19 protein-coding genes are annotated in these 25,634 nt (G+C 70.2%); 4 read left to right on the plus strand and 15 right to left on the minus strand.

Annotated features, from left to right (window positions below):
- Nucleotides 1-126: 126 nt before the first annotated feature.
- The 4 genes from OHA19_RS16965 to OHA19_RS16980 all read right to left on the minus strand — a co-directional run bounded on the left by OHA19_RS16965 (nucleotide 127) and on the right by OHA19_RS16980 (nucleotide 4,679).
- Nucleotides 127-1,014, minus strand: coding sequence for an ABC transporter permease (locus tag OHA19_RS16965; protein WP_405715704.1), 888 nt, complete (start codon nucleotides 1,012-1,014; stop codon nucleotides 127-129).
- Entirely contained in the window at nucleotides 1,001-1,984 is a 984-nt protein-coding gene (locus OHA19_RS16970) for an ATP-binding cassette domain-containing protein (protein ID WP_405715702.1), read from the minus strand. Before OHA19_RS16970 ends, OHA19_RS16965 begins: the two co-directional genes overlap by 14 nt.
- Nucleotides 1,985-2,152: 168 nt before the next feature.
- A complete protein-coding gene (locus OHA19_RS16975) occupies nucleotides 2,153-3,427 on the minus strand; it encodes a LolA family protein (protein ID WP_405750678.1) in 1,275 nt (424 codons plus the stop codon).
- A 241-nt stretch (nucleotides 3,428-3,668) separates the two neighbouring features.
- Nucleotides 3,669-4,679 (minus strand): polyprenyl synthetase family protein, encoded by a 1,011-nt coding sequence (locus OHA19_RS16980; RefSeq protein WP_405715698.1) that lies wholly within the window; start codon nucleotides 4,677-4,679, stop codon nucleotides 3,669-3,671.
- Nucleotides 4,680-4,835: 156 nt separating this feature from the next.
- On the opposite strand from OHA19_RS16980, the gene OHA19_RS16985 reads away from it, so the two are divergent.
- From OHA19_RS16985 to OHA19_RS17000, 4 genes are all read left to right on the plus strand, one after another.
- The gene (locus tag OHA19_RS16985; protein ID WP_405715697.1) at nucleotides 4,836-6,335 is read left to right on the plus strand and encodes a peptide MFS transporter; all 1,500 of its coding nucleotides are present in this window, start codon (nucleotides 4,836-4,838) and stop codon (nucleotides 6,333-6,335) included.
- Between the two features lie 9 nt (nucleotides 6,336-6,344).
- Nucleotides 6,345-8,339: a CocE/NonD family hydrolase gene (locus OHA19_RS16990; protein ID WP_405715695.1), complete on the plus strand. Its 1,995-nt coding sequence runs from the start codon at nucleotides 6,345-6,347 to the stop codon at nucleotides 8,337-8,339.
- Nucleotides 8,340-8,489: 150 nt separating this feature from the next.
- Nucleotides 8,490-9,713 (plus strand): fumarylacetoacetase, encoded by a 1,224-nt coding sequence (gene fahA / locus OHA19_RS16995; RefSeq protein ID WP_405715693.1) that lies wholly within the window; start codon nucleotides 8,490-8,492, stop codon nucleotides 9,711-9,713.
- A gap of 143 nt (nucleotides 9,714-9,856) precedes the next feature.
- Nucleotides 9,857-10,465, plus strand: coding sequence for a Uma2 family endonuclease (locus tag OHA19_RS17000; RefSeq protein WP_405721774.1), 609 nt, complete (start codon nucleotides 9,857-9,859; stop codon nucleotides 10,463-10,465).
- Nucleotides 10,466-10,486: 21 nt separating this feature from the next.
- On the opposite strand, the gene recQ is transcribed toward OHA19_RS17000, so the two are convergent.
- The 11 genes from recQ to nuoE form a co-directional block, all read right to left on the minus strand.
- On the minus strand, nucleotides 10,487-12,505 hold the full coding sequence (gene recQ / locus OHA19_RS17005; protein ID WP_405750681.1) for a DNA helicase RecQ: 2,019 nt from the start codon (nucleotides 12,503-12,505) through the stop codon (nucleotides 10,487-10,489).
- Nucleotides 12,506-12,646: 141 nt separating this feature from the next.
- Entirely contained in the window at nucleotides 12,647-14,311 is a 1,665-nt protein-coding gene (nuoN, locus tag OHA19_RS17010) for an NADH-quinone oxidoreductase subunit NuoN (protein WP_405750684.1), read from the minus strand.
- Nucleotides 14,308-15,879 (minus strand): NADH-quinone oxidoreductase subunit M, encoded by a 1,572-nt coding sequence (locus tag OHA19_RS17015; RefSeq protein ID WP_405715686.1) that lies wholly within the window; start codon nucleotides 15,877-15,879, stop codon nucleotides 14,308-14,310. Before OHA19_RS17015 ends, nuoN begins: the two co-directional genes overlap by 4 nt.
- 5 nt (nucleotides 15,880-15,884) lie before the next feature.
- Entirely contained in the window at nucleotides 15,885-17,780 is a 1,896-nt protein-coding gene (gene nuoL, locus OHA19_RS17020; protein WP_405715684.1) for an NADH-quinone oxidoreductase subunit L, read from the minus strand.
- 14 nt (nucleotides 17,781-17,794) lie between these two features.
- Nucleotides 17,795-18,094 carry an NADH-quinone oxidoreductase subunit NuoK gene (gene nuoK / locus OHA19_RS17025; protein ID WP_093543641.1) on the minus strand — a complete coding sequence of 100 codons (300 nt, stop codon included), beginning with the start codon at nucleotides 18,092-18,094 and terminating at the stop codon, nucleotides 17,795-17,797.
- On the minus strand, nucleotides 18,091-18,918 hold the full coding sequence (locus OHA19_RS17030) for an NADH-quinone oxidoreductase subunit J (protein WP_405715682.1): 828 nt from the start codon (nucleotides 18,916-18,918) through the stop codon (nucleotides 18,091-18,093). The genes nuoK and OHA19_RS17030 overlap by 4 nt, the downstream gene beginning before the upstream one ends.
- Nucleotides 18,915-19,580 (minus strand): NADH-quinone oxidoreductase subunit NuoI, encoded by a 666-nt coding sequence (gene nuoI / locus OHA19_RS17035; RefSeq protein WP_405715680.1) that lies wholly within the window; start codon nucleotides 19,578-19,580, stop codon nucleotides 18,915-18,917. The genes OHA19_RS17030 and nuoI overlap by 4 nt, the downstream gene beginning before the upstream one ends.
- The gene (gene nuoH, locus OHA19_RS17040; protein ID WP_385825589.1) at nucleotides 19,573-20,976 is read right to left on the minus strand and encodes an NADH-quinone oxidoreductase subunit NuoH; all 1,404 of its coding nucleotides are present in this window, start codon (nucleotides 20,974-20,976) and stop codon (nucleotides 19,573-19,575) included. The genes nuoI and nuoH overlap by 8 nt, the downstream gene beginning before the upstream one ends.
- A complete protein-coding gene (locus tag OHA19_RS17045; protein ID WP_405715677.1) occupies nucleotides 20,973-23,480 on the minus strand; it encodes an NADH-quinone oxidoreductase subunit G in 2,508 nt (835 codons plus the stop codon). Before OHA19_RS17045 ends, nuoH begins: the two co-directional genes overlap by 4 nt.
- Nucleotides 23,477-24,853, minus strand: a complete 1,377-nt coding sequence (nuoF, locus tag OHA19_RS17050) for an NADH-quinone oxidoreductase subunit NuoF (RefSeq protein ID WP_405715675.1) — start codon at nucleotides 24,851-24,853, stop codon at nucleotides 23,477-23,479. The genes OHA19_RS17045 and nuoF overlap by 4 nt, the downstream gene beginning before the upstream one ends.
- The gene (gene nuoE / locus OHA19_RS17055) at nucleotides 24,853-25,629 is read right to left on the minus strand and encodes an NADH-quinone oxidoreductase subunit NuoE (protein WP_405721771.1); all 777 of its coding nucleotides are present in this window, start codon (nucleotides 25,627-25,629) and stop codon (nucleotides 24,853-24,855) included. Before nuoE ends, nuoF begins: the two co-directional genes overlap by 1 nt.
- Nucleotides 25,630-25,634: the final 5 nt, after the last annotated feature.

Raw genomic sequence — 25,634 nt, forward strand, 5'->3', positions numbered from 1 at the left:
GTCGTATCGTTCCCACAATTCGCACCGTTCGTGCCGTTCGTGCCGCGACGAGCCGATCGGGGGACGGCTCGCCCGGCCGACGGCGCGGGCGAGCGTTGCACCCCGTGCGTCGGGGAGTTCCCGGCGTCAGGCGGTGATGTCCTTCGCCGTGAACCGGGCCCAGGCCGCCGAGCCGAACACCGCCGCGTACAAGCCCTGAAGCTCCAGGTTCTTGACCACTTCGTCCAAGTAGACGGGGGCGCGCAGCAGGTCCGCGTACGACATCCAGTAGTGCGGGAAGAGATACGGGTGCATCGCGCTCAACTGCGGGATGCCGTCCACGATCTGTACGGTGATCAGCAGCCCGACGGTGGCCGCCATGGCCGCGATGCCACTGCCGGTGAGGGTCGAGACGAACAGGCCGATCGCCGCGAACCCGATCAGTGACGCCGCGACGACCACCGCGATCAGCCCGGCCCGCAGCAGTCCCTCACCGAAGCCGATCCGGGTCCCCGAGATGGTCGTGACCTCGCCCACGGGGAAGAGGAGCGAGCCCACCAGGAGCGCGGACAGCGCCACGACCAGGGTCGCGACCAGGCAGAACACCAGCACCGAGGCGTACTTCGTCAGCAGCAGCCTGGTCCGGCCGGCCGGGGCGACCAGCAGGTAGCGCAGGGTTCCCGCGTTCGCCTCGCCCGCCACACAGTCGCCCGCGACGACCCCGACGGCCATCGGCAGGAAGACCGGGAGCGTCACGGCGAGGGCCGCGAAGACCAGGAAGAGCCCGTTGTTGGTGACCTGGGAGAGGAACGCCGGGCCTCCCCCACCACCGCCCGGTCCGGGCGAGGAGCCGTCGTTCGTCTCGATCCGCACCGCGATGCCGATCAGTACGGGCACGGCGGCCAGCACCCCGAGCAGCGCGAGGGTGCGCCAGCGACGGAGCGTGATGGTCAGCTCGGAGCGCAGCAGCCCGAAGGTCCACAGCGGGCTCGGCGCCCTTCCCGCCGCGGCGACCGCGGCTTCAGCCTGCGACATCGAAACCCTCTCCGGTGAGTGCGACGAAGGCGTCCTCCAGCGAGGCCCGTTCGACGCCGAAGGACCTCAGCCGTACGCCGGCGTGCACCAGCGCCGCGCTGAGGTCGGCGAGCTCCACGTCGCCCGGCGGGGCCTCGGCGCTCACCCGGTCGCCGTCGACCGTGATCCCGGTGACGCCCAGTTCCTTGAGGACCCGGGCGGCGTCGCCCGGGTCGGGGGTGGTGACGGCCAGCCGGCCGCGGGCACCCGCCGCCAGTTCGGCGACCGGGCCCTGGGTGATCAGCCGGCCCCTGGCCATCACCGCGGCGTGCGTGCAGACCTGCTCGATCTCGTCGAGGAGGTGCGAGGAGAGGAAGACCGTGGTGCCGTCCGCCGCCAGTTCCCTGACCAGGGTGCGGATCTCCCGCATGCCCTGCGGGTCCAGGCCGTTGGTCGGCTCGTCGAGCACGAGCAGCCGGCGCGGCTGGAGCAGGGCGGCGGCGAGGCCGAGGCGCTGCTTCATGCCGAGCGAGTACGCCCTGGCCTTCTTCCCGGCCGCCGCGGCCAGCCCGACCCGGTCCAGCGCCTGCCCCACCCGGGACCCGCGGGTGCGCGGATCGGCGGTCGGGTCCGCGGAGTCGTAGCGCAGCAGATTGTCCCGGCCGCTCAGGAAGCCGTACAGCGCGGGCCCTTCGATCAGCGCGCCGACCTGCGGGAGCACGGTGCGGGCGGCGCCCGGCATGGGCCGGCCCAGCAGCCGTGCGGTGCCGGACGTCGGGTCGATCAGGCCCATCAGCATCCGGATGGTGGTGGTCTTGCCCGAGCCGTTGGGGCCGAGGAAGCCGAAGATGCTGCCGCCGGGAACGGTGAGGTCGAGGCCGTCGACGGCGAGCTGGCCGCCGCGGTACCGCTTGGTGAGGCCCCGGGTCTCGATCACGGCTCCCGGCTCGGTCACCGCCGTCGGTTCGACGACGGTCCCGGACTCTGTCATGCGTACTCCCCATGGGTCGGGCAGGGGTCCTGTCCGGCGGACCGGGGCCGGGCCTCCTGGGGCCTGTCCGGCACCGGTCCGCCGGACGGGCGATGGCGGCCCGCCCCGCCGTACGGAGCGTACGGCGGGGCGGGCCGGCGGTGCGGGAGAGCGCGGCGCGCCCCGGTGTCAGGAGGCGCTGTTCGCCGCCTTGACCAGCGCGTCCTTGGTGACCGCGCCGACGTACACCTTGCCGTCGTCCGTCAGCAGGGCATTGACCAGGCGGGTCTTGAAGACCGTGCCCGAGCCGAACTTGCCGGTGACCTTGTCGCCCAGCGTGTCCAGGAACTGCTGGGCCTCGGCCGGGACATCGCCCGACTTCTTCGAGGGGAGTCCGGTGCCGCCCGGGGTGGTGATCTCGGCGATCGCGCTCCAGCCCTCGCCGATGACCTTCGTGTTCTCCGCGCCCTGCCCGCCTGCGCCCAGCTGCGCGGCGTCGGCGCCCGGGATCAGGTCGCCGAGGCCCTTGTCGGCCTTGTGCTCCGCCTTCACGTCGTCGGCCTCGGTCACCTCGGTGCCCTTGGGCGGGGTGAAGGTGAACAAGGAGGCGTCCGGCTTCGAGAAGTCGACCCCGGTGAAGCCGGCGTCGACGACGGCCTTGCCGCCGCTGCTCGCCAGCAGCGTGAACTTCAGCGGCACGCCGCTCTCCGCGTCGACCGCGACCGTGACCGAACCGATCGTGGAACCGCTCTGCTTGGGCTTGATGACCAGCTTGTACGCGTCGCGTCCGGCGACCTGCGCGGTGCCGTCGACCGTCACCGACGTGGTGGGGCCGGCGGCCTTCAGCACCTGCTCGGCGAGCGCCTTCGGGGTGGTGGGCACGCCCTCGGGAACCGGGTGCCCGGACTTCTTCCCGTCCCGACCGGCGTCCCGGCCGGCGTCCTTGCCCGCCCGGTCCTCGGTGGCGTGGTACGCCTGGTCGGACTTGCTGTCGTACGCCCAGACCTGGTCGCCGTTGTGGATCAGGCTGTACTCGGACGCGTTGTCCAGGATCGACAGCCGCTGCTTGTCGGGTCCGTCGGCGGCGATCCGGAGGGTGTGTGTGCCGGAGGCCAGCTCCGTCATCCGCTCCTGCGGGTCGGCGCTCGAACCGCCCTTGCCGCTCCCGCCGCCCGGGGCGAAGGATTCGGCCAGGCCGCCGAGCGACGGGATGCCGAGGTCCGTGCTGATCTTCACCGTGCCGGAGAGCTGCTCGGTGTCCGAGGCGGCGATCCTCTCGATGAGTTCCTGTGCGCTGATCTTCGGCAGGTCGGGGTCGCCGCTGCTCGCGAGCGCCGGGACGAGCCCGATCGTCGCGGCCGCTACTCCCGCCACCGCGACCGGGACGATGTAGCGCGCCGCCTTGCGGCGGCCGGCGGCGCCCCTGGTCCCGCCGTTGGTCTCTGCGCTGTCGTTCGGTGCCATCTGTGCCCTACCTCCGTGGTCGGCGGCTTCCGTCCGGTTGCACTCGTCCACTCCGTGCCGCCATTCTCACCCGGTCAGGTCAGGAGTGGTTGTGTTCTCCATCTGACCAAACCGGTGGCACGGAAGCGTCAGCCCGCGGGAGCAACTCCGCGTACCTCTTCGGTATGACACCGCACGGCACCGGCTCCCCCGTCCGGCAGGGGACGCCGCGACGGCGGATCAGGGTTCATCCGACAGGCTCTCAGCCCGCGCGGTGCACCACCGCGTCGCACAACTCGCGCAGCGCGGTCTTCGCGTAGCCGTCGGGCAGCGGCGCCAGCGTGGCGCGCGCCTCCTCCGCGTACCGGACGGTGTCCCGCCTGGCCTGCTCCAGCGCCGGGTGGGCGCGCAGCCGGCGCAGCGCCTCGGCGTGCCGGGCGTCGTCGCTGAGGTCGCCGTCGAGCAGCGCGACGAGCTCCAGGTCCTCCGGCTTCCCGTCGGCCAGCGCCTGCGCCCGCAGGTGGAGCACGGGGAGCGTCGGGATGCCCTCGCGCAGATCGGTGCCGGGAGTCTTGCCGGACTCGTGGGAGTCGGACGCGATGTCGAGCACGTCGTCGGCGAGCTGGAAGGCGACGCCGAGCCGCTCCCCGTACTGGGTGAGCACGTCGATCGCCGAATCGTCCGCGCCGGCCGTCATCGCGCCGAACCGGCAGGCCACCGCGATCAGCGAGCCGGTCTTGCCGCGCAGCACCTCCAGGTAGTGCTCGACCGGGTCGACACCCTCGCCCGGCCCCGCGGTCTCCAGGATCTGGCCGGTGACCAGCCGCTCGAACGCCTCCGCCTGGATGCGTACGGCCTCCGGGCCGAGGTCGGCCAGTATGTGCGAGGCGCGGGAGAAGAGGAAGTCGCCGGTCAGCACGGCCACCGAGTTGCCCCAGCGGCTGTTGGCGCTGTCCACGCCGCGGCGCACGTCCGCCTCGTCCATCACGTCGTCGTGGTAGAGCGTCGCGAGGTGCGTCAGCTCGACGACCACGGCCGCGGGCACGATGCCCGGCGCGTCCGGGTCACCGAACTGGGAGGCCAGCATCGCCAGCAACGGCCGGAAACGCTTGCCCCCGGCGCGTACGAGATGCTGCGCGGCCTCCGTGATGAAGGGCACGCCGCTCTTGGTGGCGTCGAGCAGCCCGGACTCGACAGCAGCCAACCCGACCTGGACATCGGCCTCAAGTGCCTGGTCCCGCACGCTCAGCCCGAACGGCCCGACGACGGTCACGAGGGGATCTCCTGTCTGCTGACGATCACACGGAATGTCGATGTGTCGCTGTCATCACTCAAGTCAGCGTATCCGGTCCCCTTTGGATCAACGTGGGCGCCTTCCCGCCACCGCCGGTATGTTCGGGATCAGCTCATACGATCAGGAGTCATCCCTTTGTCCCACACGGCCACCGATATCGAACCGAGTCAGCCGCCGCCCGAAGACGACCATGCCTTTTTCGGTCAGCCACGAGGGTTGATGACCCTGTCCGGCCTGGAGGTCTGGGAGCGGTTCTCGTTCCTCGGCATGCAGGCGATCCTCGTCCTCTACTTCGCCGACACCGTCGCCCACGGCGGCATGGGCATGGAACCGGGCACCGCGGCCTCCGTCTCGGCCGCCTACGGCACCCTGGTCTACCTGGTCTCCGTCGCGGGCGGCTGGCTGGCCGACCGGATCCTCGGCTCCTACCGCGCCGTCCTGTACGGCGGAATCCTCATTGCCTGCGGGCATTACGCCATGGCGGTGCCCACCGACACCATGACGTGGGTCGGCCTCGGGCTGATCAGCGCCGGAACGGGTCTGCTCAAGCCCAATGTGGCAACCATGGTCGGCAAGCTCTACCGCACCGACGACGAGCGCCGCGACGCCGGCTTCGCCCTCTATTACATGGGCATCAACATCGGGGCGTTCCTGGGCCCGCTGGTCACCGGCTGGCTCGGCGACCACGCGAGCTGGCACTGGGGCTTCTCGGCCGCCGCCTTCGGCATGACGCTCGGTCTGATCCAGTACGTACTGGGCCGGCGTCACCTGGCCGGGCGAAAGCACAGCGCCGAATTCGCGCTGGAACCAGCACCCATGCGCCGCGCCATTCGGCTGATCGTGGCCGGCGCCGTCGTGGTCGCCGCCGCCGCCACCGCGCTCGCCCTGGCGGGCTGGCTGACCATGGACCGCTTCGTCGACCTGCTCACCCTGATCTCGGTGATCGCCCCGGTCGTCTACTTCGTGGTGATGTTCCGCAGTCCGCGGGTCACCTCGGAGGAACGCGGCAGGCTTCGCCCGTACGTGGTGCTGTTCCTGGCCTCCGTCGTCTTCAACTTCATCCTCTTCCAGGCGTACTCGACGATGATGCTGCTCGCGTCGACCAACGCCCGTACCGAGATCTTCGGCTTCCATTTCCCGGCGAGCTGGTACGCCTCCGCGCTCGGCGCCTTCGAGGTCGCGCTCGCCCCGGTGGTCGCCACCGTCTGGGCCCGGATGGGACCGCGGCAGCCGCACGCCTCCAACAAGATCGCGATCGGGGTGATCCTCGGCGGGCTGTCCTTCCTGCTGATGGTGCTGCCGACCTCCGGGCACTCCGGGGACACCTACAAGATGGCCGCCTGGTGGATCGTCGGCTCCTACCTGTTGCTGGGTCTCGGCGACATCCTGCTGGAGACCTCCGGCATGTCCGCGACCACCAAGCTCGCCCCGAAGGCGTTCGCCAGCCAGACGATGGCGCTCTGGTTCCTTTCGCTGGCCCTCGCCAACGGCATCCAGGCCCAGGTCGTGAAGCTGTACGGCGAGGTCTCCAACCCCGCCTACTTCGGTGTCAATGGCGCGATCGCGGTGGTGGCCGGTGTGGCCGTCATCGCCGCCGCACCCTGGCTCAAGCGCACCATGCACCCCGTCCACTGAGGTACCCCCATGCACATCCGCACCACGTTCCCGTACGACACCGCCCATGAGGACGTCCGCATCCCGCTGCCGGACGGCACCCGGCTGTACGCCCGGATCTGGCGGCCCATCACCGACGAACCGGTGCCCGCGCTCCTGGAGTACCTGCCCTACCGGCTGAGCGACTGGACGGCGCCGCGGGACTGGCAGCGCCACCCCTGGTACGCGGGCCACGGCTACGCCTCCGTCCGGGTGGACGTGCGCGGACACGGCAACAGCGAGGGCATGCCGGGCGACGAGTACGACGCGACGGAGCTGGCCGACGGCGTCGCCGTCATCCACTGGCTGGCGCAGCAGCCGTGGTGCTCCGGCCGGGTCGGCATGTTCGGCATCTCGTGGGGCGGCTTCAACTCGCTCCAGATCGCCGCGCTGGCCCCCGAGCCGCTGAAGGCGATCGTCACCGTCTGCTCGACCGACGACCGCTACGACAACGACGTCCACTACATGGGCGGCTCGGTGCTCGGCGTCGACATGCACGCCTGGGCGGCCACCATGCTCGCCTTCGTCTCCCGGCCGCCGGACCCGGCTCAGGTCGGCGACGGCTGGAAGGACATGTGGCTGAAGCGGCTGGAGACCGTCGACCCGTTCATCCACACCTGGCTGGCGCACCAGACCCGCGACGACTACTGGAAGCACGGCAGCGTCTGCGAGGACTACTCCGCGATCCGGGCGAACGTCCTCGCGGTGGGCGGCTGGCACGACCCGTACCGCGACACCGTGCTGCGGCTCGTCGAGCACCTGGACCCCGGCCGGGTCCGCGGGCTGATCGGGCCGTGGTCGCACCAGTACCCGGACCGCGGTCTGCCGCCGGGGCCGTCGATCGGCTTCCTCCAGGAGACGCTGCGCTGGTGGGACCAGCATCTGAAGGACGAGGACACCGGCGTCATGGCCGAGCCGCTGCTGCGGGCCTGGATCAGCGGGTCGCACCGGCCCGCCACGGTGTACGAGACGCTGCCGGGCCGCTGGGTCGGTGAGAACAGCTGGCCGTCCCCGAACGTCGCGCCGGTCGCGTACGCGCTCGGGGGCGGGCCGCAGACCGTCGACTCGCCGCAGCAGACCGGGCTGGACGCCGGACGCTTCTTCCCGTTCGGCAACGACGCCGACCTGCCGCCCGACCAGCGCGACGAGGACGCCAAGTCGGTCTGCTTCGAATTCCCGGTCGAGGACACGCCGATCGAGATCCTGGGCCGCCCCCGGGTGAAGCTGCGGATCCGGATGGACGTGCCGCGCGGCCAGGCGATCGCCCGGCTCTGCGACGTCGCACCGGACGGCTCCTCCACGCTGGTCACCCGGGGCGCGCTCAACCTGTCCGCCCGCCATGGCCGCGACCGGTCGGAGGACTGGCCGGTGGGCGCCACCGAGGACGTGACCTTCGAGCTGAACGGCATCGGGCACACCTTCCCGCCCGGCCACCGGATCAGGCTCGCGGTCTCCTCCTCGTACTGGCCGTGGATCTGGCCGCAGGCCGGGTCGGTGGGCTTCGTCCTGGACGCCGACGGCAGCCTCGTCGAACTGCCGGTGCGCCGGGCCGTCGAGGACCCCGCGATCCGGTTCGAGGAGCCGGAGCAGTCGGAGCCGCTCGGCGTCGTCTACCCCGTGACGCTCGACGAACAGCGCCCGGAGCGGCTGGTGGTCCGCGACGTCGCCAAGGGCGAATGGCGGCTGGAGGTCGACCCGCGCTACGGCGGCACCCGCGTCTATCCGGACGGTCTGGAGTTCACCGAGGACGCGCTGGAGACGTACACGATCCAGGAGAAGGACCCGCTCTCGGCACGCACCCGCTCCGACTGGGCGATCCGGCTGCACCGGCCCGAGATGGCGTGGGACGTACGGATCGAGACCCGCTCCGAGATCGGTGCGGACGACACCGACTTCATCACCACCGACGAGGTGGTCTGCAAGGAGGGCGGCGAGGTCGTCTTCCACCGGACCTGGGAGAAGCGGATCCCGCGCACGGCCGGCTGAAAGGGCCTGGATGCTGCCCGCCGCCGTGCCCCGAACGCCCGGGGCACGGCGGAACTTTCCGGGCATCAGGGGCGGTTGGGACACTCCCGCGAGGGGGCGGCGGCGACGTAACGTGTCCCCCAAGCGACCTGGAAAGCGAGGCAGCAACACATGCCCGAGCAGAGCAGCCCGCTCGATCTGGCCGAGGGCGACCCCTTCGGTCCGCACAACCTTCCCTACGGAGTGTTCTCCACCCCCGATCACCCCGAGGACCGCCGGGTCGGCGTCCGCATCGGCAACCACGTACTGGACGCCGGAGCCGCGGCGCACACGCTCGGCTCGCCCTACGCGCGGCTCCTCGCGCAGCCGGACCTGACGGCGCTGCTGTCGGCCGGCCGCACCGCCTGGCGGGACGTCCGGCGGGCCCTGACCGCGTGGGTGACGGTCCCGGCCCACCGCGCGGACATCGAGCCGCTGCTGCACCCGGTCGATTCCGTGACGCTCCATCTGCCGTACGCGGTCGCGGACTACGTCGACTTCTACGCGAGCGAGAACCACGCCACCAACGTCGGGAAGATCTTCCGTCCGAACGGCGACGCGCTGACGCCCAACTGGAAGCACCTCCCGATCGGTTACCACGGCCGGTCCGGCACCGTCGTCGTCTCGGGCACGGACGTGGTGCGCCCGTCCGGACAGCGCAAGGCGCCGGCCGACGCGGCCCCGGTCTTCGGCCCGTCCGTGAAGCTGGACATCGAGGCCGAGGTCGGCTTCGTCGTCGGCGTGGGCTCCGAGCAGGGCCGCCCGGTCCCGCTCGGTGACTTCCGCGACCACGTCTTCGGGCTCTGCCTGCTCAACGACTGGTCGGCGCGGGACATCCAGGCCTGGGAGTACGTCCCGCTCGGCCCGTTCCTCGGCAAGTCGTTCGCCACCTCCGTATCGGCCTGGGTGACACCGCTGGAGGCCCTGGAGTCGGCCCGGATCGCGCCCCCGGCCCGCGACTTCCCGCTGCTCCCCTATCTGGAGGACGAGGACGAGGACGGCGGCCTCGACCTGCGGATCTCCGTCACGATCAACGGACAGGTCGTCGCCGAGCCCCCGTTCTCCACGATGTACTGGACGGCGGCCCAGATGCTGGCCCAGATGACGGTGAACGGCGCTTCGCTGCGCACCGGCGATCTGTACGGCTCCGGCACGGTCAGCGGCGCCGAGCCCGGACAGCGCGGCTCCCTCCTGGAGCTGACCTGGAACGGCCGCGACCCCCTGGACCTCCCGGACGGCAAGCGCACCTTCCTGGAGGACGGCGACACGGTGACGATGACCGCCTGGGCACCGGGGCCGGACGGCACCCGGGTGGGGCTCGGCGAGGTCACGGGACGGATCGTTCCGTCGGCCTGACGTCCGCTCGTTGACGGCTGTGCTCCTGATGGGGTGCGGCCGTCAATGTCCCACGATTGGTTCACCTGTTCGCGCGGTTCGGAACCGGTTTCCGGCGGATACGCTGGACTCAGACCCGCGAGACTCCGTGCATGGGAGCACTGATGAGCGCCGAACCCGAGGCCCCCGAGCCGAGGTGGGCGGTTCCGCCCGTGGGCGGCTGGACCGCTGATGACCTGGACACACTCCCGAATCTGCCTCCGCACACGGAGCTGATCGACGGGAGCCTTGTTTTCGTGAGTCCGCAGACCCTGTTCCATTCACGGGCGGTCAGCTTCTTCGAATGGCAGCTGCAGTCGCTGGTGCCGCACGAATTCGAAGTCGTGCGTGAGTTCACCATCGACATCGACCGCTACAACCGGCCCGAACCCGATGTGATCGTCGTGGCCGGCGAGATCATCCAGGATCCGAACCAGACCCGCTTCCCCGCCGAGTCCGTGCAGCTGGCCATCGAGGTCGTCTCCCCGGAATCCCTGACCCGGGACCGGGAGACCAAGCCCGTGAAGTACGCGCGGGCGAAGATCCCCCACTACTGGCGAGTGGAGAACCACGACGGCCGGGCGGTGGTCTACGTCTTCGAGCTGGAGCCGTCGACCGGGGCCTACACCTCCACCGGCATCTTCCACGACCGGATGAAGGTCTCCGTCCCCTTCCCGGTCGATCTCGACCTAAACGCGATCACCGCACGCCGCCGGGCGGCCGACCCGCAGTAGGTCCGGCCGCCCGGTCCGCGCTCACTCGTACTCGGGCGGCTCCTCGTCCCAGCCGAACTCCGGGTCCGCTTCGGGGGCCGCCGGCATCGCCGGGGCCGGTGCGGGGGCGGCCTCGCGGGCCGGTGCCGGTGCCGGTGCCGGTGCCGGTGCCGGTGCCGCGGGAGTCGTCGCCTCGGTCTCCCCGAGCGAAGCCAGCACCTCCAGCACCCCTTCCCCGTACGTCGCCAGCTTCTTCTCGCCCAGGCCGCTGATCCCGCCCAGCGCGGACACCGAGTCCGGCCGCACCGTGGCGATCTCGCGCAGGGTCGCGTCGTGGAAGATGACGTACGCCGGGACGCCCTGCTCCTTCGCCTGGGCTCCCCGCCAGGCCCGCAGCGCCTCGAAGACCGGGACGGCCTCGGGGGCCAGATCGACGGCGGCCGCCTGGGACTTCGGCTTGCGTTCGGCCTTCGTGGAGCGCGACGCGGGCTTGGGCGCCTCCTTGCGGAGCAGCACCTCGCGCTGCCGGCCGAGCACGGAGCCGCTCTCCTCCGTGAGCACCAGCGTGCCGTACTCGCCCTCGACCGCGATCAGCCCCTGGGCGAGCAACTGGCGTACGACACCGCGCCATTCGGCCTCGGCCAGCTCCTCGCCGATACCGAAGACCGAGAGCTGGTCGTGGTCGAACTGGATGACCTTGGCGGTCTTGCGGCCGAGCAGGATGTCGATGATCTGGCCGGCGCCGAACTTCTGCCCGCGCTCCCGCTTCAGCCGCACCACGGTCGACAGCAGCTTCTGCGCGGCCACCGTGCCGTCCCAGCTCTCGGGCGGGGTGAGGCAGGTGTCGCAGTTGCCGCAGTCCGCCGTGGCGGGCTCCTGGCCGAAGTACGTCAGCAGCTGGGCGCGGCGGCAGCGGACCGTCTCGCACAGGGCCAGCATCGAGTCGAGGTGGGAGGCGGCGCGGCGCCGGAACGCCTCGTCGCCCTCACCGCCCTGGATGAGCTTGCGCTGCTGGACGACGTCCTGGAGGCCGTACGCCATCCAGGCCGTGGACGGCTGTCCGTCACGGCCTGCGCGGCCGGTCTCCTGGTAGTAGCCCTCGACGGATTTCGGCAGGTCGAGGTGGGCGACGAAGCGTACGTCCGGCTTGTCGATGCCCATGCCGAAGGCGATGGTGGCGACGACGACCAGGCCCTCCTCGCGCAGGAACCGGGACTGGTGGACGGCGCGCGTGCCCGCGTCGAGCCCCGCGTGGTACGGGACGGCCTCGATGCCGTTGCGGCAGAGGTATTCGGCGGTCTTCTCCGTCGAGTTGCGCGAGAGGCAGTAGACGATGCCCGCGTCCCCGGCGTGCTCGTCCTTGAGGAAGGAGAGCAGCTGCTTCTTCGGGTCGGCCTTCGGCACGATCCGGTACTGGATGTTGGGCCGGTCGAAGCTGGCGACGAAGTGCTTGGCGTCGGGCATGCCCAGACGCTGGGTGATCTCCTGGTGCGTGGCGTCGGTCGCGGTCGCCGTCAGGGCGATGCGCGGTACGTCGGGCCAGCGCTCGCCGAGGACGGAGAGGGTCAGGTAGTCCGGGCGGAAGTCGTGACCCCACTGGGCCACGCAGTGCGCCTCGTCGATCGCGAAGACGGAGATCTCGCCGCGCGAGAGCAGTGCGAGCGTGGAGTCCAGACGGAGCCGCTCCGGGGCCAGGTAGAGCAGGTCGAGCTCACCGGCGACGAACTGGGCCTCCATGGCGCGGCGCTCGTCGAAGTCCTGCGTGGAGTTGATGAAGCCGGCTCGCACGCCGAGCGCCCGCAGCGCGTCCACCTGGTCCTGCATGAGGGCGATCAGGGGTGAGACGACGATGCCCGTACCCGCTCTGACCAGGGCCGGGATCTGGTAGCAGAGGGACTTGCCGCCACCGGTCGGCATGAGCACGACGGCGTCGCCGCCCGCCACCACATGATCGACGATCGCTTCCTGCTCGCCGCGGAACGCCTCGTACCCGAATACCTTGTGCAGCGTCCGCCGTGCGTCGCTCTCGGTCACATCCATGGTCCCGCCCGTCGTGCCCATCGCTCTGTCCCCCGGGTCCGTCCCGCTTTTTCGTCCGTGTCGCCACCGTCCCCTGCCACGATAGGCGCCGCATACGACAACGCCGGACGGGCTTGACTTCTCAAGCCCGCCCGGCGGCGGTCGCTGCTGCGCGGGAGTGCGCTACCTCACGAAGACTCCCGCCTGGCTCGCCAGGTCCAGGAAGTACTGCGGAGCCAGGCCCAGCACCAGCGTGACCGCGACTCCCACCGCGATCGTCGTCATCGTCAGCGGGGACGGAACGGCCACCGTGGGGCCGTCCGCCTTCGGCTCGCTGAAGAACATCAGCACGATGACCCGGATGTAGAAGAACGCGGCGATCGCCGAGGAGATCACACCGACCACGACCAGTCCGCCCGCGCCGCCGTCCGCCGCGGCCTTGAAGACCGCGAACTTCCCGGAGAAGCCGGAGGTGAGCGGGATACCGGCGAAGGCCAGCAGGAACACCGCGAAGACCGCGGCGACCAGCGGCGAGCGCCGGCCGAGCCCGGCCCACTTCGACAGGTGCGTCGCCTCGCCGCCCGCGTCGCGCACCAGGGTGACGACGGCGAACGCGCCGACCGTCACGAAGGAGTACGCGCCCAGGTAGAAGAGGACCGACGAGATGCCGTCCGGGGTCGTGGCGATCACACCGGCGAGGATGAATCCGGCGTGGGCGATCGAGGAGTAGGCCAGCAGCCGCTTGATGTCGGTCTGGGTGATGGCGACGATCGCACCGCCCAGCATCGTGACGATCGCGACGGCCCACATGACCGGGCGCCAGTCCCAGGCGAGGCCCGGCAGCACCACGTACAGCAGGCGCAGCAGCGCGCCGAACGCGGCGACCTTGGTGGCCGCGGCCATGAAGCCGGTGACCGGGGTCGGGGCGCCCTGGTAGACGTCCGGGGTCCACATGTGGAACGGGACGGCGCCGACCTTGAAGAGCAGGCCGGTCAGGATCAGCGCGCCGCCGATCAGCAGCAGCGCGTCGTTGCCCATGGTGTCGGCGAGTGCCGGGTCGATCTGGGTGACGGAGCCGTCGACCACGTTCGCGATCGCCGCGTACGAGACGGAGCCCGCGTACCCGTAGAGCAGGGCGATCCCGAAGAGCAGGAACGCCGAGGAGAAGGCGCCGAGCAGGAAGTACTTCACCGCGGCCTCCTGCGACATCAGCCGCTTGCGGCGGGCGACGGCGCACAGGAGGTAGAGCGGGAGGGAGAAGACCTCCAGGGCCACGAAGAGCGTCAGCAGATCGTTGGCCGCGGGGAAGACGAGCATGCCGGCCACCGAGAAGAGGACCAGCGGGAAGACCTCGGTGGTGCTGAATCCGGCCTTGACCGCGGCCTTCTCGCTGTCGCTGCCGGGGACCGAGGCGGCCTGGGCGGCGAAGGAGTCGACGTGGTTGCCGTGCGCGGCGGGGTCGAGCCGCCGCTCGGCGAAGGTGAAGACGGCGACCAGCGAGGTCAGCAGGATGGTGCCCTGCAGGAACAGCGTCGGCCCGTCGATCGCGATGGCGCCCATCGCGGCGATGTGCGCCTTCGTCGTGCCGTATCCGCCGGCCGCCAGTCCGACGACCGCGGCGAACGCGGCGGCCAGCGCGACGACCGTGAGGAAGACCTGCGTGTAATAACGGGCCCGGCGCGGCACGAAGGCCTCGACGAGTACACCCACGACGGCGACACCGATCACAATGAGGACCGGGGCCAGCTGGGTGTACTCGATGACCGGTGCCTTGAACTTCTCGGCCGGGGCGGCCGATGTCACCCCGCCCGCCATTGTCCACAGGCTGTGGACAGCTGTTGCGCTCACTTGGCGGCCTCCACCTCAGGCTGGGGGTCCTTCTTCTGGACGTCCGACATGGTGTGCTGCACCGCCGGGTTGACGATCTCCGTCAGCGGCTTCGGATAGACACCCAGGAAGAGCAGCAGAGCGATCAGCGGAAGGACCACCACCAGCTCCCGGACCTTGAGGTCCGCCATGCCCTGGACCTCGGCCTTCACCGGGCCCGTCATCGTCCGCTGGTAGAGGACGAGGACGTAGAGCGCGGCGAGCACGATGCCGGTCGTGGCGACGATGCCCGCCGCCGGGTACGCGCTGAACGCGCCGACCAGGACCAGGAACTCACTGACGAACGGGGCGAGTCCGGGCAGCGACAGGGTGGCCAGACCACCGATCAGGAAGGTGCCGGCCAGGATCGGCGCCACCTTCTGCACCCCGCCGTAGTCGGCGATGAGCCGCGAACCGCGCCGGGTGATCAGGAAGCCCGCCACCAGCATCAGCGCGGCGGTCGAGATGCCGTGGTTGACCATGTAGAGCGTGGCGCCGGACTGGCCCTGGCTGGTCATCGCGAAGATGCCCAGGATGATGAAGCCGAAGTGCGAGATCGACGCGTAGGCGATCAGGCGCTTGATGTCGCGCTGGCCGACGGCGAGCAGCGCCCCGTACACGATGCTGATCAGCGCCAGGACGATGATCACCGGCGTCGCCCACTTGCTGGCCTCCGGGAAGAGCTGGAGGCAGAAGCGGAGCATCGCGAAGGTGCCGACCTTGTCGACGACCGCGGTGATCAGGACGGCGACCGGGGAGGTCGCTTCGCCCATCGCGTTGGGCAGCCAGGTGTGCAGCGGCCACAGCGGGGCCTTCACCGCGAAGGCGAAGAAGAACCCGAGGAAGAGCCAGCGCTCGGTGCTGGTCGCCATGGAGAGCGAGCCGTTCGCGCGGGCCTCGGCGATCTCGGAGAGCGAGAACGTCCCCGCGACCACGTAGAGCCCGATCACGGCGGCCAGCATGATGAGCCCGCCGGCCAGGTTGTAGAGCAGGAACTTGACCGCGGCGTACGAGCGTTGCGCCGCCGCGTTCTCGTCGCTGCCGGCGTGGGCCCGGTCCCCGAAGCCGCCGATGAGGAAGTACATCGGGATGAGCATGGCTTCGAAGAGGATGTAGAAGAGGAAGACGTCGGTGGCCTCGAAGGAGAGGATCACCATCGCTTCGACCATCAGGATCAGGGCGAAGAAGCCCTGGGTCGGGCGCCAGCGCGAGGACTTGGTCTCCAGTGGGTCGGCGTCGTTCCAGCCGGCCAGGATGACGAAGGGGATCAGCAGGGCGGTGAGCGCCATGAGCGCCACCCCGATGCCGTCCACGCCCAGTTCGTACCGGACGCCGAAGTCCTTGATCCAGGCGTGCGATTCGGTGAGCTGGTAGCGGTCGCCGCCGGGCTCGAAGCGGGCGAGCGCGATGCCCGCCAGTACGAGTGTGGCCAGCGAGACGACCAGCGCCAGCCATTTGGCGGTGGTGCGCCGGGCGGCCGGGACGGCGGCGGTGGCGATCGCGCCGATCGCCGGGAGCGCCGCCGTCGCTGTCAGGAGGGGAAAGGACATGGTGATCAGACCGCCCTCATCAGCAGGGTCGCGGCGATGAGAACCGCCGTACCGCCGAACATCGAGACCGCGTAGGTGCGGGCGTAGCCGTTCTGCAGTTTGCGCAGCCGGCCGGAGAGCCCGCCCATCGAGGCCGCCGTGCCGTTGACGACGCCGTCGACCAGGGTGTGGTCGACGTACACCAGGGAGCGGGTGAGGTGCTCGCCGCCGCGGACCAGGACCACGTGGTTGAAGTCGTCCTGGAGGAGGTCGCGGCGGGCGGCCCGGGTGAGCAGCGAGCCGCGCGGGGCGACGACCGGCACCGGCTTGCGGCCGTACATCGCCCAGGCGATGGCGACGCCGATGACGAGTACCACCATGGTGGCGGCGGTGACCGTCGTGGCGCTGACCGGCGCGTGTCCGTGGCTGTGGCCGGTGACCGGCTCCAGCCAGTTCAGGAAGCGGTCGCCGATGGAGAAGAAGCCTCCGGCGAAGACCGAACCGAACGCCAGGACGATCATGGGGATGGTCATCGACTTCGGGGACTCGTGCGGATGCGGCTCATGCCCCTCCGCGTCGGGCTGCCAGCGCTTCTCGCCGAAGAACGTCAGCAGCATCACGCGCGTCATGTAGAACGCGGTGATCGCGGCACCCAGCAGGGCCACCGAGCCGAGGATCCAGCCCTCGGTGCCGCCCTTGGCGAAGGCCGCCTCGATGATCTTGTCCTTGGAGAAGAAGCCGGACAGACCGGGGAAGCCGATGATCGCCAGGTAGCCGAGGCCGAAGGTGATGAAGGTGACCGGCATGTACTTCCGGAGGCCGCCGAACTTCCGCATGTCGACCTCGTCGTTCATGCCGTGCATGACCGAACCGGCGCCGAGGAAGAGTCCGGCCTTGAAGAAGCCGTGCGTCACCAGGTGCATGATCGCGAAGACATAGCCGATCGGGCCGAGCCCGGCGGCCAGGATCATGTAGCCGATCTGCGACATCGTCGAGCCGGCGAGGGCCTTCTTGATGTCGTCCTTCGCGCAACCGACGATCGCACCGAAGAGCAGCGTGACCGCTCCGACGACCACGACGACCAGCTGTGCGTCCGGCGCGGCGTTGAAGATCGCGCCGGACCTGACGATGAGGTACACACCCGCGGTCACCATGGTCGCGGCGTGGATGAGGGCCGAGACCGGGGTCGGGCCCTCCATCGCGTCGCCGAGCCAGGACTGCAGCGGCACCTGGGCCGACTTGCCGCAGGCCGCGAGCAGCAGCATCAGGCCGATCGCCGTCAGCTTGCCCTCGCTCGTCTCCCCCGTGGCTTCGAGGACGGGGCCGAAGGCGAAGGTGCCGAAGGTGGTGAACATCAGCATGATCGCGATCGACAGGCCCATGTCACCGACGCGGTTGACCAGGAACGCCTTCTTGGCGGCCGTGGCCGCGCTGGGCTTGTGCTGCCAGAAGCCGATGAGCAGGTACGACGCCAGGCCGACGCCTTCCCACCCGACGTACAGCAGCAGGTAGTTGTCGGCGATGACCAGGATCAGCATCGCCGCGAGGAACAGGTTCAGATAGCCGAAGAAGCGGCGCCGGCGCTCGTCGTGCTCCATGTAGCCGATCGAGTAGATGTGGATCAGGGTGCCCACACCGGTGATCAGCAGCACGAACGTCATCGACAACTGGTCGAGCTGGAAGGCCACATCGGCCTGGAAGCCCTCGACCGGGATCCAGCTGAACAGCTTCTGGTGCAGCGCCCGGTCCTCCGCGCCCTTCCCCAGCATGTCGAGGAAGAGCACGGCACCGATGACGAAGGACACAGCGGCGAGCAGGGTGCCGATCCAGTGTCCGGAGCGGTCCAGCCGTCGGCCGCCGCAGAGCAGGACCGCCGCTCCGAGCAGGGGCGCCGCGACGAGCAGCGCGATCAGGTTCTCCACGATTCAACGTCCCCTTACAGCTTCATCAGGCTGGCGTCGTCGACCGAGGCCGAGTGGCGGGAACGGAACACCGACACGATGATCGCGAGCCCGACCACGACCTCGGCGGCGGCGACGACCATCGTGAAGAAGGCGATGATCTGGCCGTCGAGATTGCCGTGCATCCGGGAGAAGGTCACGAACGCGAGGTTGCAGGCGTTGAGCATCAGCTCCACGCACATGAACACCACGATCGCGTTCCGCCGGATCAGCACCCCGGCCGCACCGATGGTGAACAACAGGGCTGCGAGATAGAGGTAGTTGACCGGATTCACTTGGCGACCTCCTCTTCTTCGTTGTCACGGCCGAGCCGTTCCTCCGAGCGCTGCTCCAGCGCCTTGAGCTGGTTCAGCGACTCGTTCGACACATCGCGGATCTGGCCGCGGTTGCGCAGCGTCTGCATGACGGTGAGCTCGGAGGGCGTGCCGTCCGGGAGCAGACCCGGGATGTCCACGGCGTTGTGCCGGGCGTAGACGCCGGGGGCGGGCAGCGGCGGAAGCTGCTTTCCGCGTACGCGCTCCTCGGACATCTCCCGCTGGTTCTTGGCCCGTTCGGTGCGCTCCCGGTGGGTGAGCACCATCGCGCCGACCGTCGCCGTGATCAGCAGGGCGCCGGTGATCTCGAAGGCGAAGACGTACTTGGTGAAGATGAGGCTGGCCAGGCCCTCGACGTTTCCGCCGTGCTCGGTGTTGGCGGTGCCGAGTCCGTTGAAGCTGTTCAGCGAGGCGTTGCCGATGCCCGCGATCAGCAGGACACCGAAGCCGAGCCCGCAGCCGGCGGCCAGCCAGCGCTGCCCCTTCAGGGTCTCCTTCAGCGAGTCGGCCGCGGTGACACCGACGAGCATGACCACGAAGAGGAACAGCATCATGATCGCGCCGGTGTAGACGACGATCTGGACGATGCCGAGGAAATAGGCGCCGTTGGCGAGGTAGAACACCGCCAGGACGATCATCGTCCCGGCGAGGCTCAGCGCGCTGTGCACGGCCTTCTTCATCAGTACGGTGGACAGCGCGCCGATCACGGCGACGATGCCGAGCAGCCAGAACTGGACGGCCTCGCCGGTCGAGGTCTGGGAGGCCGCGGCGGCCAGGCCGGTCATGCGCCCACCCCCTGCGCCGAGCCGTTGTTCTCGCTGTGGCCGTCGGCCGGCTTCTCGCCCTCGGAGATGGCGACCTGGGGCTCCGTACCGGGTGCGGCCTCGGTGACGAGGCCCTGGTAGTAGTCCTGTTCGTCCATCCCGGGGAAGATCGCGTGCGGGGTGTCGACCATGCCCTCCTCCAGGCCCGCGAGCAGCTCGTCCTTGGTGTAGATGAGGCTCTCGCGGGTGGTGTTGGCGAGCTCGAACTCATTGGTCATCGTCAGCGCCCGGGTCGGGCAGGCCTCGATGCACAGTCCGCAGAGAATGCAGCGCGCGTAGTTGATCTGGTAGACGCGGCCGTAGCGCTCCCCCGGGGAGTAGCGCTCCTCGTCGGTGTTGTCCGCGCCCTCCACGTAGATCGCGTCCGCCGGGCAGGCCCAGGCGCACAGCTCGCAGCCGACGCACTTCTCCAGACCGTCCGGGTGACGGTTGAGCTGGTGCCGGCCGTGGAAGCGCGGCGCCGTCACCTTCGGCGTTTCCGGATACTGCTCGGTCAGCCGCTTCTTGAACATGGCCTTGAAGGTCACGCCGAAGCCGGCGACGGGGTTCTGGAACTTCTCCTCCGAGGACCCCGAGGATCCCGAGGCTCCCGAAGTCCCCGAGGACTCTGGTGACTCAGACACCGTCGGCCTCCTTTCCGTCACTCGAATTTCCGTCACTCTGAGTATCCGGCCCGCCACTGACAACGAGCTCCCGCTCGCCCCGCGGCCTGCGGCGCGGCACCGGCGGCAGGGTCTGTCCGGGCAGCGGCGGCACCGGGAACCCGCCCGCCATCGGGTCGAACGCCGGCTCCGGTCCGGCCTCCGCCTCGGCGGCCCGGCCCTTCTTGTCGCGGAAGATGTCGGCGACGAAGGAGATCAGCAGGATCGCGATCACGGCCCCGGCCACGTACAGCACGATCCTCGTGAAGTCGTAGCCCTCGTTGCGCAGCGCCCGCACCGTCGCGACCAGCATCAGCCAGACCACGGAGACCGGGATCAGGACCTTCCATCCGAGCTTCATCAGCTGGTCGTAGCGGACCCGGGGCAGCGTGCCGCGCAGCCAGATGAAGAAGAACAACAGCAGCTGGACCTTGAGGACGAACCAGAGCATCGGCCACCAGCCGTGGTTCGCGCCCTCCCAGAAGGTGCTGATCGGCCACGGGGCCCGCCAGCCGCCCAGGAACAGGGTCGTGGCGACCGCGGAGACGGTGACCATGTTGACGTACTCGGCAAGCATGAACATCGCGAACTTGATCGACGAGTACTCGGTGTTGAAGCCGCCGACCAGGTCGCCCTCGGACTCCGGCATGTCGAACGGGGCGCGGTTGGTCTCGCCGACCATCGTGACGATGTAGATGATGAACGAGACCGGCAGCAGCAGGATGAACCAGCGGTCCTGCTGCGCCTCCACGATCTTCGAGGTCGACATCGACCCGGAGTAGAGGAAGACCGAGGCGAACGCGGCGCCCATCGCGATCTCGTAGCTGATCATCTGCGCGCAGGAGCGCAGACCGCCCAGGAGCGGGTACGTCGATCCGGACGACCAGCCGGCCAGCACGATGCCGTAGATCCCGACCGAGGCGACCGCGAGGATGTAGAGCATCGCGATCGGCAGGTCGGTGAGCTGCATCGTGGTGCGGTGCCCGAAGATCGAGACCTCGTTGCCGGACGGGCCGAACGGGATCACGGCGATCGCCATGAACGCCGGGATGGCGGCGACGATCGGCGCGAGCACGTACACGACCTTGTCGGCCCGCTTGACGACCAGGTCCTCCTTCAGCATCAGCTTGATGCCGTCGGCGAGCGACTGGAGCATGCCCCAGGGACCGTGCCGGTTGGGGCCGATGCGCAGCTGCATCCAGGCGACGACCTTGCGCTCCCACACGATGGAGAAGAGCACGGTCACCATCAGGAACGCGAAGCAGAACACCGCCTTGATGACGACGAGCCACCACGGGTCGGTGCCGAACATCGACAGATCCTCGGCGGCGAGTACGGCACTGTGCGGTGCCGCGGCCAGTTGAGCGAAGGCACTCACGCCCCCACCTCCGGTGTGACGTCGGGAGTACCCGGTGCGGCGGGGCCGATCCGGACCAGACCGCCGGGCCGGGCACCGGTGTCGGCCGGAACGCCCCGCCCGACGGAGTTCAGCGGCACCCAGACCACCCGGTCCGGCATGTCGGTGACCTTCAACGGGAGGACGACACTGCCCGCCGGGCCGGTGACGGCCAGCGGATCGCCGTCCTTCACACCCGTCTCGGCGGCGGTGGCCGCGGACAGCCGGGCGACCGCGGCGTGCCGGGTTCCGGCCAGCGCCTCGTCGCCCTCCTGGAGCCGGCCCAGGTCGAGCAGCATCCGGTGGCCCGCGAGGACCGCCTCGCCGTCGCCGGGCCTGGGCAGCGGCTGCGCCGACTCGTTCGGTTCCGTGGCGCGCGCCCCGGCCCAGCCGCCGAGCCGGTCCAGCTCACGGCGTGCGGACTTCAGGTCCGGCAGCGCGAAGTGGACGTCCATAGCGTCGGCCAGCATGTGCAGCACCCGGGCGTCGCCCGGCGCGAGCGCGCGCGTCATCTGCTCGGGCTTCAGCGCCGCCTCGAACATCCGCGCCCTGCCCTCCCAGTTGAGGAAGGTGCCGGACTTCTCGGCCACCGCGGCGACCGGGAAGACCACATCGGCGCGCTCGGTGACCTCGCTCGGCCGCAGCTCCAGCGAGACCAGGAAGCCGACCTGGTCCAGCGCCTCCAGGGCCCGTGCCGGGTCCGGCAGGTCCACCGGCTCGACCCCGGCGACGACCAGCGCGCCCAGTTCGCCGGTGGCCGCGGCCTCGACGATCTGGTCGCCATCGCGGCCGAAGCGGGACGGGAGTTCGGCGACGCCCCAGGCGGCCGCCACCTCGTCCCTGGCCCGCGGGTCGGTCGCCGGACGGCCGCCGGGCAGCAGCGACGGGAGCGCGCCCGCCTCCACCGCGCCGCGTTCGCCGGCCCGGCGCGGGATCCACACCAGCGCGGCCCCGGTCGCGGTGGCCGTCCGTACCGCGGCGGTGAGCCCGCCCGGCACCGCGGCCAGCCGCTCGCCGACCACGATCACGGCGCCCTCGCTCCGCAGCGCCTCGGCCGCCGCGGCTCCGTCGCCGTCGAGCCCGACGCCGCCCGCGATCGCGTCCAGCCACTCGGTCTCGGTGCCGGGGGCGGCGGGGAGCAGCGTGCCGCCCGCCTTGTCGAGACCGCGGGTGGCGTGCGCGGCGACGGCGTAGGTGCGCTGTCCGTGCTTGCGGTTCGCCTTGCGCAGCCGCAGGAAGACGCCGGGCGCCTCCTCCTCCGACTCGAACCCGACCAGCAGCACCGTCGGGGCCTTCTCCAGCGTGGTGTACGTGACACCCGCGCCGTCCAGGTCCCTGCCGCGCCCGGCCACGCGGGCGGCCAGGAAGTCGGCCTCCTCGCTGCTGTGGACCCGGGCCCGGAAGTCGATGTCGTTGGTGTCCAGCGCGATCCGGGCGAACTTGCTGTACGCGTAGGCGTCCTCGACGGTCAGCCGGCCGCCGGTGAGCACCCCGGTCCGGCCGCGCGCGGCCGAGAGACCGGCGGCAGCGGCGGCCAGCGCCTCGGGCCAGCCCGCGGGCTCCAGGACGCCGTCCGCGTTGCGTACCAGCGGGGTGGTGAGCCGGTCCCGCTGCTGCGCGTAACGGAAGCCGAAGCGGCCCTTGTCGCAGACCCACTCCTCGTTGACCTCGGGGTCGTTGGCGGCGAGCCGCCTCATGACCTTGCCGCGCCGGTGGTCGGTGCGGGTCGCGCAGCCGCCCGCGCAGTGCTCGCACACCGACGGCGAGGAGACCAGGTCGAAGGGGCGGGAGCGGAATCGGTACGCCGCCGAGGTCAGCGCCCCGACCGGGCAGATCTGGATGGTGTTCCCGGAGAAGTACGACTCGAACGGGTCGCCCTCGCCGATACCGACCTGCTGGAGCGCGCCGCGCTCGATCAGCTCGATCATCGGGTCGCCCGCCACCTGGTTGGAGAACCGGGTGCAGCGCGCGCAGAGCACGCACCGCTCGCGGTCCAGCAGCACCTGGGTGGAGATCGGGACGGGCTTCTCGTACGTCCGCTTCCTGCCGTCGAAGCGGGAGTCCGCGTCGCCGTGCGACATCGCCTGGTTCTGCAGCGGGCACTCGCCGCCCTTGTCGCAGACCGGGCAGTCCAGCGGGTGGTTGATGAGCAGCAGCTCCATCACACCCTTCTGGGCCTTCTCCGCGACCGGTGAGGTGAGCTGCGACCTGACGACCATGCCGTCGGTGCAGGTGATGGTGCAGGACGCCATCGGCTTGCGCTGGCCCTCGACCTCGACGATGCACTGGCGGCAGGCGCCGACCGGGTCGAGGAGCGGGTGGTCGCAGAAGCGCGGGATCTCGATGCCGAGGAGTTCGGCGGCCCGGATGACCAGGGTGCCCTTGGGCACACTGATCTCGATGCCGTCGATGGTCAGCGTGACCAGGTCCTCGGGCGGGATGGCCGCCTCGCCGCCCCCGGAGGGCGCACTCGTGGTGACTGTCATGCGTTCACCCCCTGGTGAGCGTTCTTGTCGTCGGCCCAGACGGTCGACCTGGCGGGATCGAAGGGGCAGCCCTTGCCCGTGATGTGCTGCTCGTACTCCTCGCGGAAGTACTTCAGCGAGGAGAAGATCGGCGAGGCGGCGCCGTCACCGAGGGCGCAGAAGGACTTGCCGTTGATGTTGTCGGCGATGTCGTTCAGCTTGTCGAGGTCGGACATCTGTCCCTTGCCCGCCTCGATGTCGCGGAGCAACTGGACGAGCCAGTAGGTGCCTTCGCGACAGGGCGTGCACTTGCCGCAGGACTCATGGGCGTAGAACTCGGTCCAGCGGGTGACGGCCCGCACCACGCAGGTGGTCTCGTCGAAGCACTGGAGCGCCTTGGTGCCGAGCATGGATCCGGCGGCGCCGACGCCCTCGTAGTCCAGCGGTACGTCGAGGTGCTCGTCGGTGAACATCGGGGTCGACGAGCCGCCCGGTGTCCAGAACTTCAGCCGGTGGCCGGGGCGCATCCCGCCGCTCATGTCGAGCAGCTGACGCAGCGTGATGCCGAGCGGCGCCTCGTACTGGCCGGGGCCCGCGACATGCCCGCTGAGCGAGTACAGCGTGAAGCCCGGGGACTTCTCGCTGCCCATCGACTTGAACCAGTCCTTGCCCCGGTTCAGGATCGCGGGAACCGAGGCGATGGACTCGACGTTGTTCACCACAGTGGGGCAGGCGTACAGACCGGCGACCGCGGGGAAGGGGGGTCGCAGCCGGGGCTGGCCCCGCCGTCCTTCGAGAGAGTCGAGCAGCGCGGTTTCCTCACCACAGATGTACGCGCCGGCACCGGCGTGCACCGTGAGTTCCAGATCGAGCCCTGAGCCCAGGATGTTCGTCCCCAGATAACCCGCCTCGTACGCCTCTCGTACGGCCTCGTGCAGACGTCGCAGCACGGGAACGACCTCACCGCGCAAGTAGATGAACGCGTGCGACGAACGGATCGCGTAACAGGCGATCACGATGCCCTCGATGAGGCTGTGCGGGTTGGCGAACAGGAGCGGGATGTCCTTGCAGGTGCCCGGTTCCGATTCGTCGGCGTTGACAACCAGATAGTGCGGTTTACCGTCGCCCTGCGGGATGAACTGCCACTTCATCCCGGTGGGGAAGCCCGCGCCGCCGCGGCCGCGCAGACCGGAGTCCTTGACGTAGGCGATCAGGTCGTCGGGCGCCATGGCGAGGGCCTTGCGCAGTCCCTCGTATCCCTCGTGGCGCCGGTAGGTCTCCAGGGTCCAGGATTCCGGCTGGTCCCAGAAGGCGGAGAGGACGGGGGCGAGCAGCTTCTCGGGGCTGCCCCCGTTGCCGCTTCCGTTGTCGTTGATCTCGGTCGTCAACGTCATCACTCCCCCTCCTCGGCGGTCGGGCCGGACGAGTGGCCCAGGTCCCGCGGCGTGGCCTTGTGACCGGACTCTCCGCTCGGGCGCTCGCCGCGCGGGGCGACGACGCGCGGGTGCGGATCCTCGCCCTTGGCGAGGCGGAGGCCGATCAGCGAGGCAGCGCCCGCGCCTCCGGAGGCCTCGACGGCACCGGGGCGCTCGTCGGGGAAGCCGGCCAGGATCCGGGCGGTCTCCTTGTAGGAGCAGAGCGGGGCGCCGCGGGTGGGCTCGACGGTGCGCCCGGCGATCAGGTCGTCGACCAGGCGGGTCGCGCTCTCGGGCGTCTGGTTGTCGAAGAACTCCCAGTTGACCATCACCACGGGGGCGAAGTCGCAGGCCGCGTTGCACTCGATGTGTTCGAGGGTGATCTTCCCGTCCTCGGTCGTCTCGTCGTTGCCGACGCCGAGGTGCTCCTTGAGCCGGTCGAAGATCGCGTCGCCGCCCATCACCGCGCACAGCGTGTTGGTGCAGACGCCGACCTGGTAGTCACCGCTGGGCCTGCGCCGGTACATCGTGTAGAAGGTGGCGACCGCGGTGACCTCGGCGGTGGTGAGTCCGAGCAGCTCGGCGCAGAACGCCATGCCCGTACGGGAGACGTAGCCCTCCTCGGACTGCACCAGGTGCAGCAGGGGCAGCAGGGCGGAGCGGCTGCCGGGGTAGCGGGCGATCACCTCCTTCGCGTCCGCTTCGAGCCTGGCGCGCACCTCGGCCGGGTAGGCGGGGGCGGGGAGCTGCGGCATCCCCA

Origin of the sequence: Streptomyces sp. NBC_00012, assembly GCF_045040875.1 — a bacterium.
In the GTDB taxonomy this organism is placed as follows: domain Bacteria; phylum Actinomycetota; class Actinomycetes; order Streptomycetales; family Streptomycetaceae; genus Streptomyces.

Coding starts and splice junctions, on each gene's coding strand:
- OHA19_RS16990 (WP_405715695.1), top strand. CDS start 6,345: ATGCACATCCGCACCACGTTCCCGTACGACACCGCCCATGAGGACGTC.
- OHA19_RS17015 (WP_405715686.1), bottom strand. CDS start 15,879: ATGTCCTTTCCCCTCCTGACAGCGACGGCGGCGCTCCCGGCGATCGGC.
- OHA19_RS16965 (WP_405715704.1), bottom strand. CDS start 1,014: ATGTCGCAGGCTGAAGCCGCGGTCGCCGCGGCGGGAAGGGCGCCGAGC.
- nuoF (WP_405715675.1), bottom strand. CDS start 24,853: ATGACGTTGACGACCGAGATCAACGACAACGGAAGCGGCAACGGGGGC.
- OHA19_RS17030 (WP_405715682.1), bottom strand. CDS start 18,918: ATGACCGGCCTGGCCGCCGCGGCCTCCCAGACCTCGACCGGCGAGGCC.
- OHA19_RS17045 (WP_405715677.1), bottom strand. CDS start 23,480: ATGACAGTCACCACGAGTGCGCCCTCCGGGGGCGGCGAGGCGGCCATC.
- fahA (WP_405715693.1), top strand. CDS start 8,490: ATGCCCGAGCAGAGCAGCCCGCTCGATCTGGCCGAGGGCGACCCCTTC.
- recQ (WP_405750681.1), bottom strand. CDS start 12,505: ATGGGCACGACGGGCGGGACCATGGATGTGACCGAGAGCGACGCACGG.
- OHA19_RS16970 (WP_405715702.1), bottom strand. CDS start 1,984: ATGACAGAGTCCGGGACCGTCGTCGAACCGACGGCGGTGACCGAGCCG.
- OHA19_RS17000 (WP_405721774.1), top strand. CDS start 9,857: ATGAGCGCCGAACCCGAGGCCCCCGAGCCGAGGTGGGCGGTTCCGCCC.
- OHA19_RS16975 (WP_405750678.1), bottom strand. CDS start 3,427: ATGGCACCGAACGACAGCGCAGAGACCAACGGCGGGACCAGGGGCGCC.
- nuoE (WP_405721771.1), bottom strand. CDS start 25,629: ATGCCGCAGCTCCCCGCCCCCGCCTACCCGGCCGAGGTGCGCGCCAGG.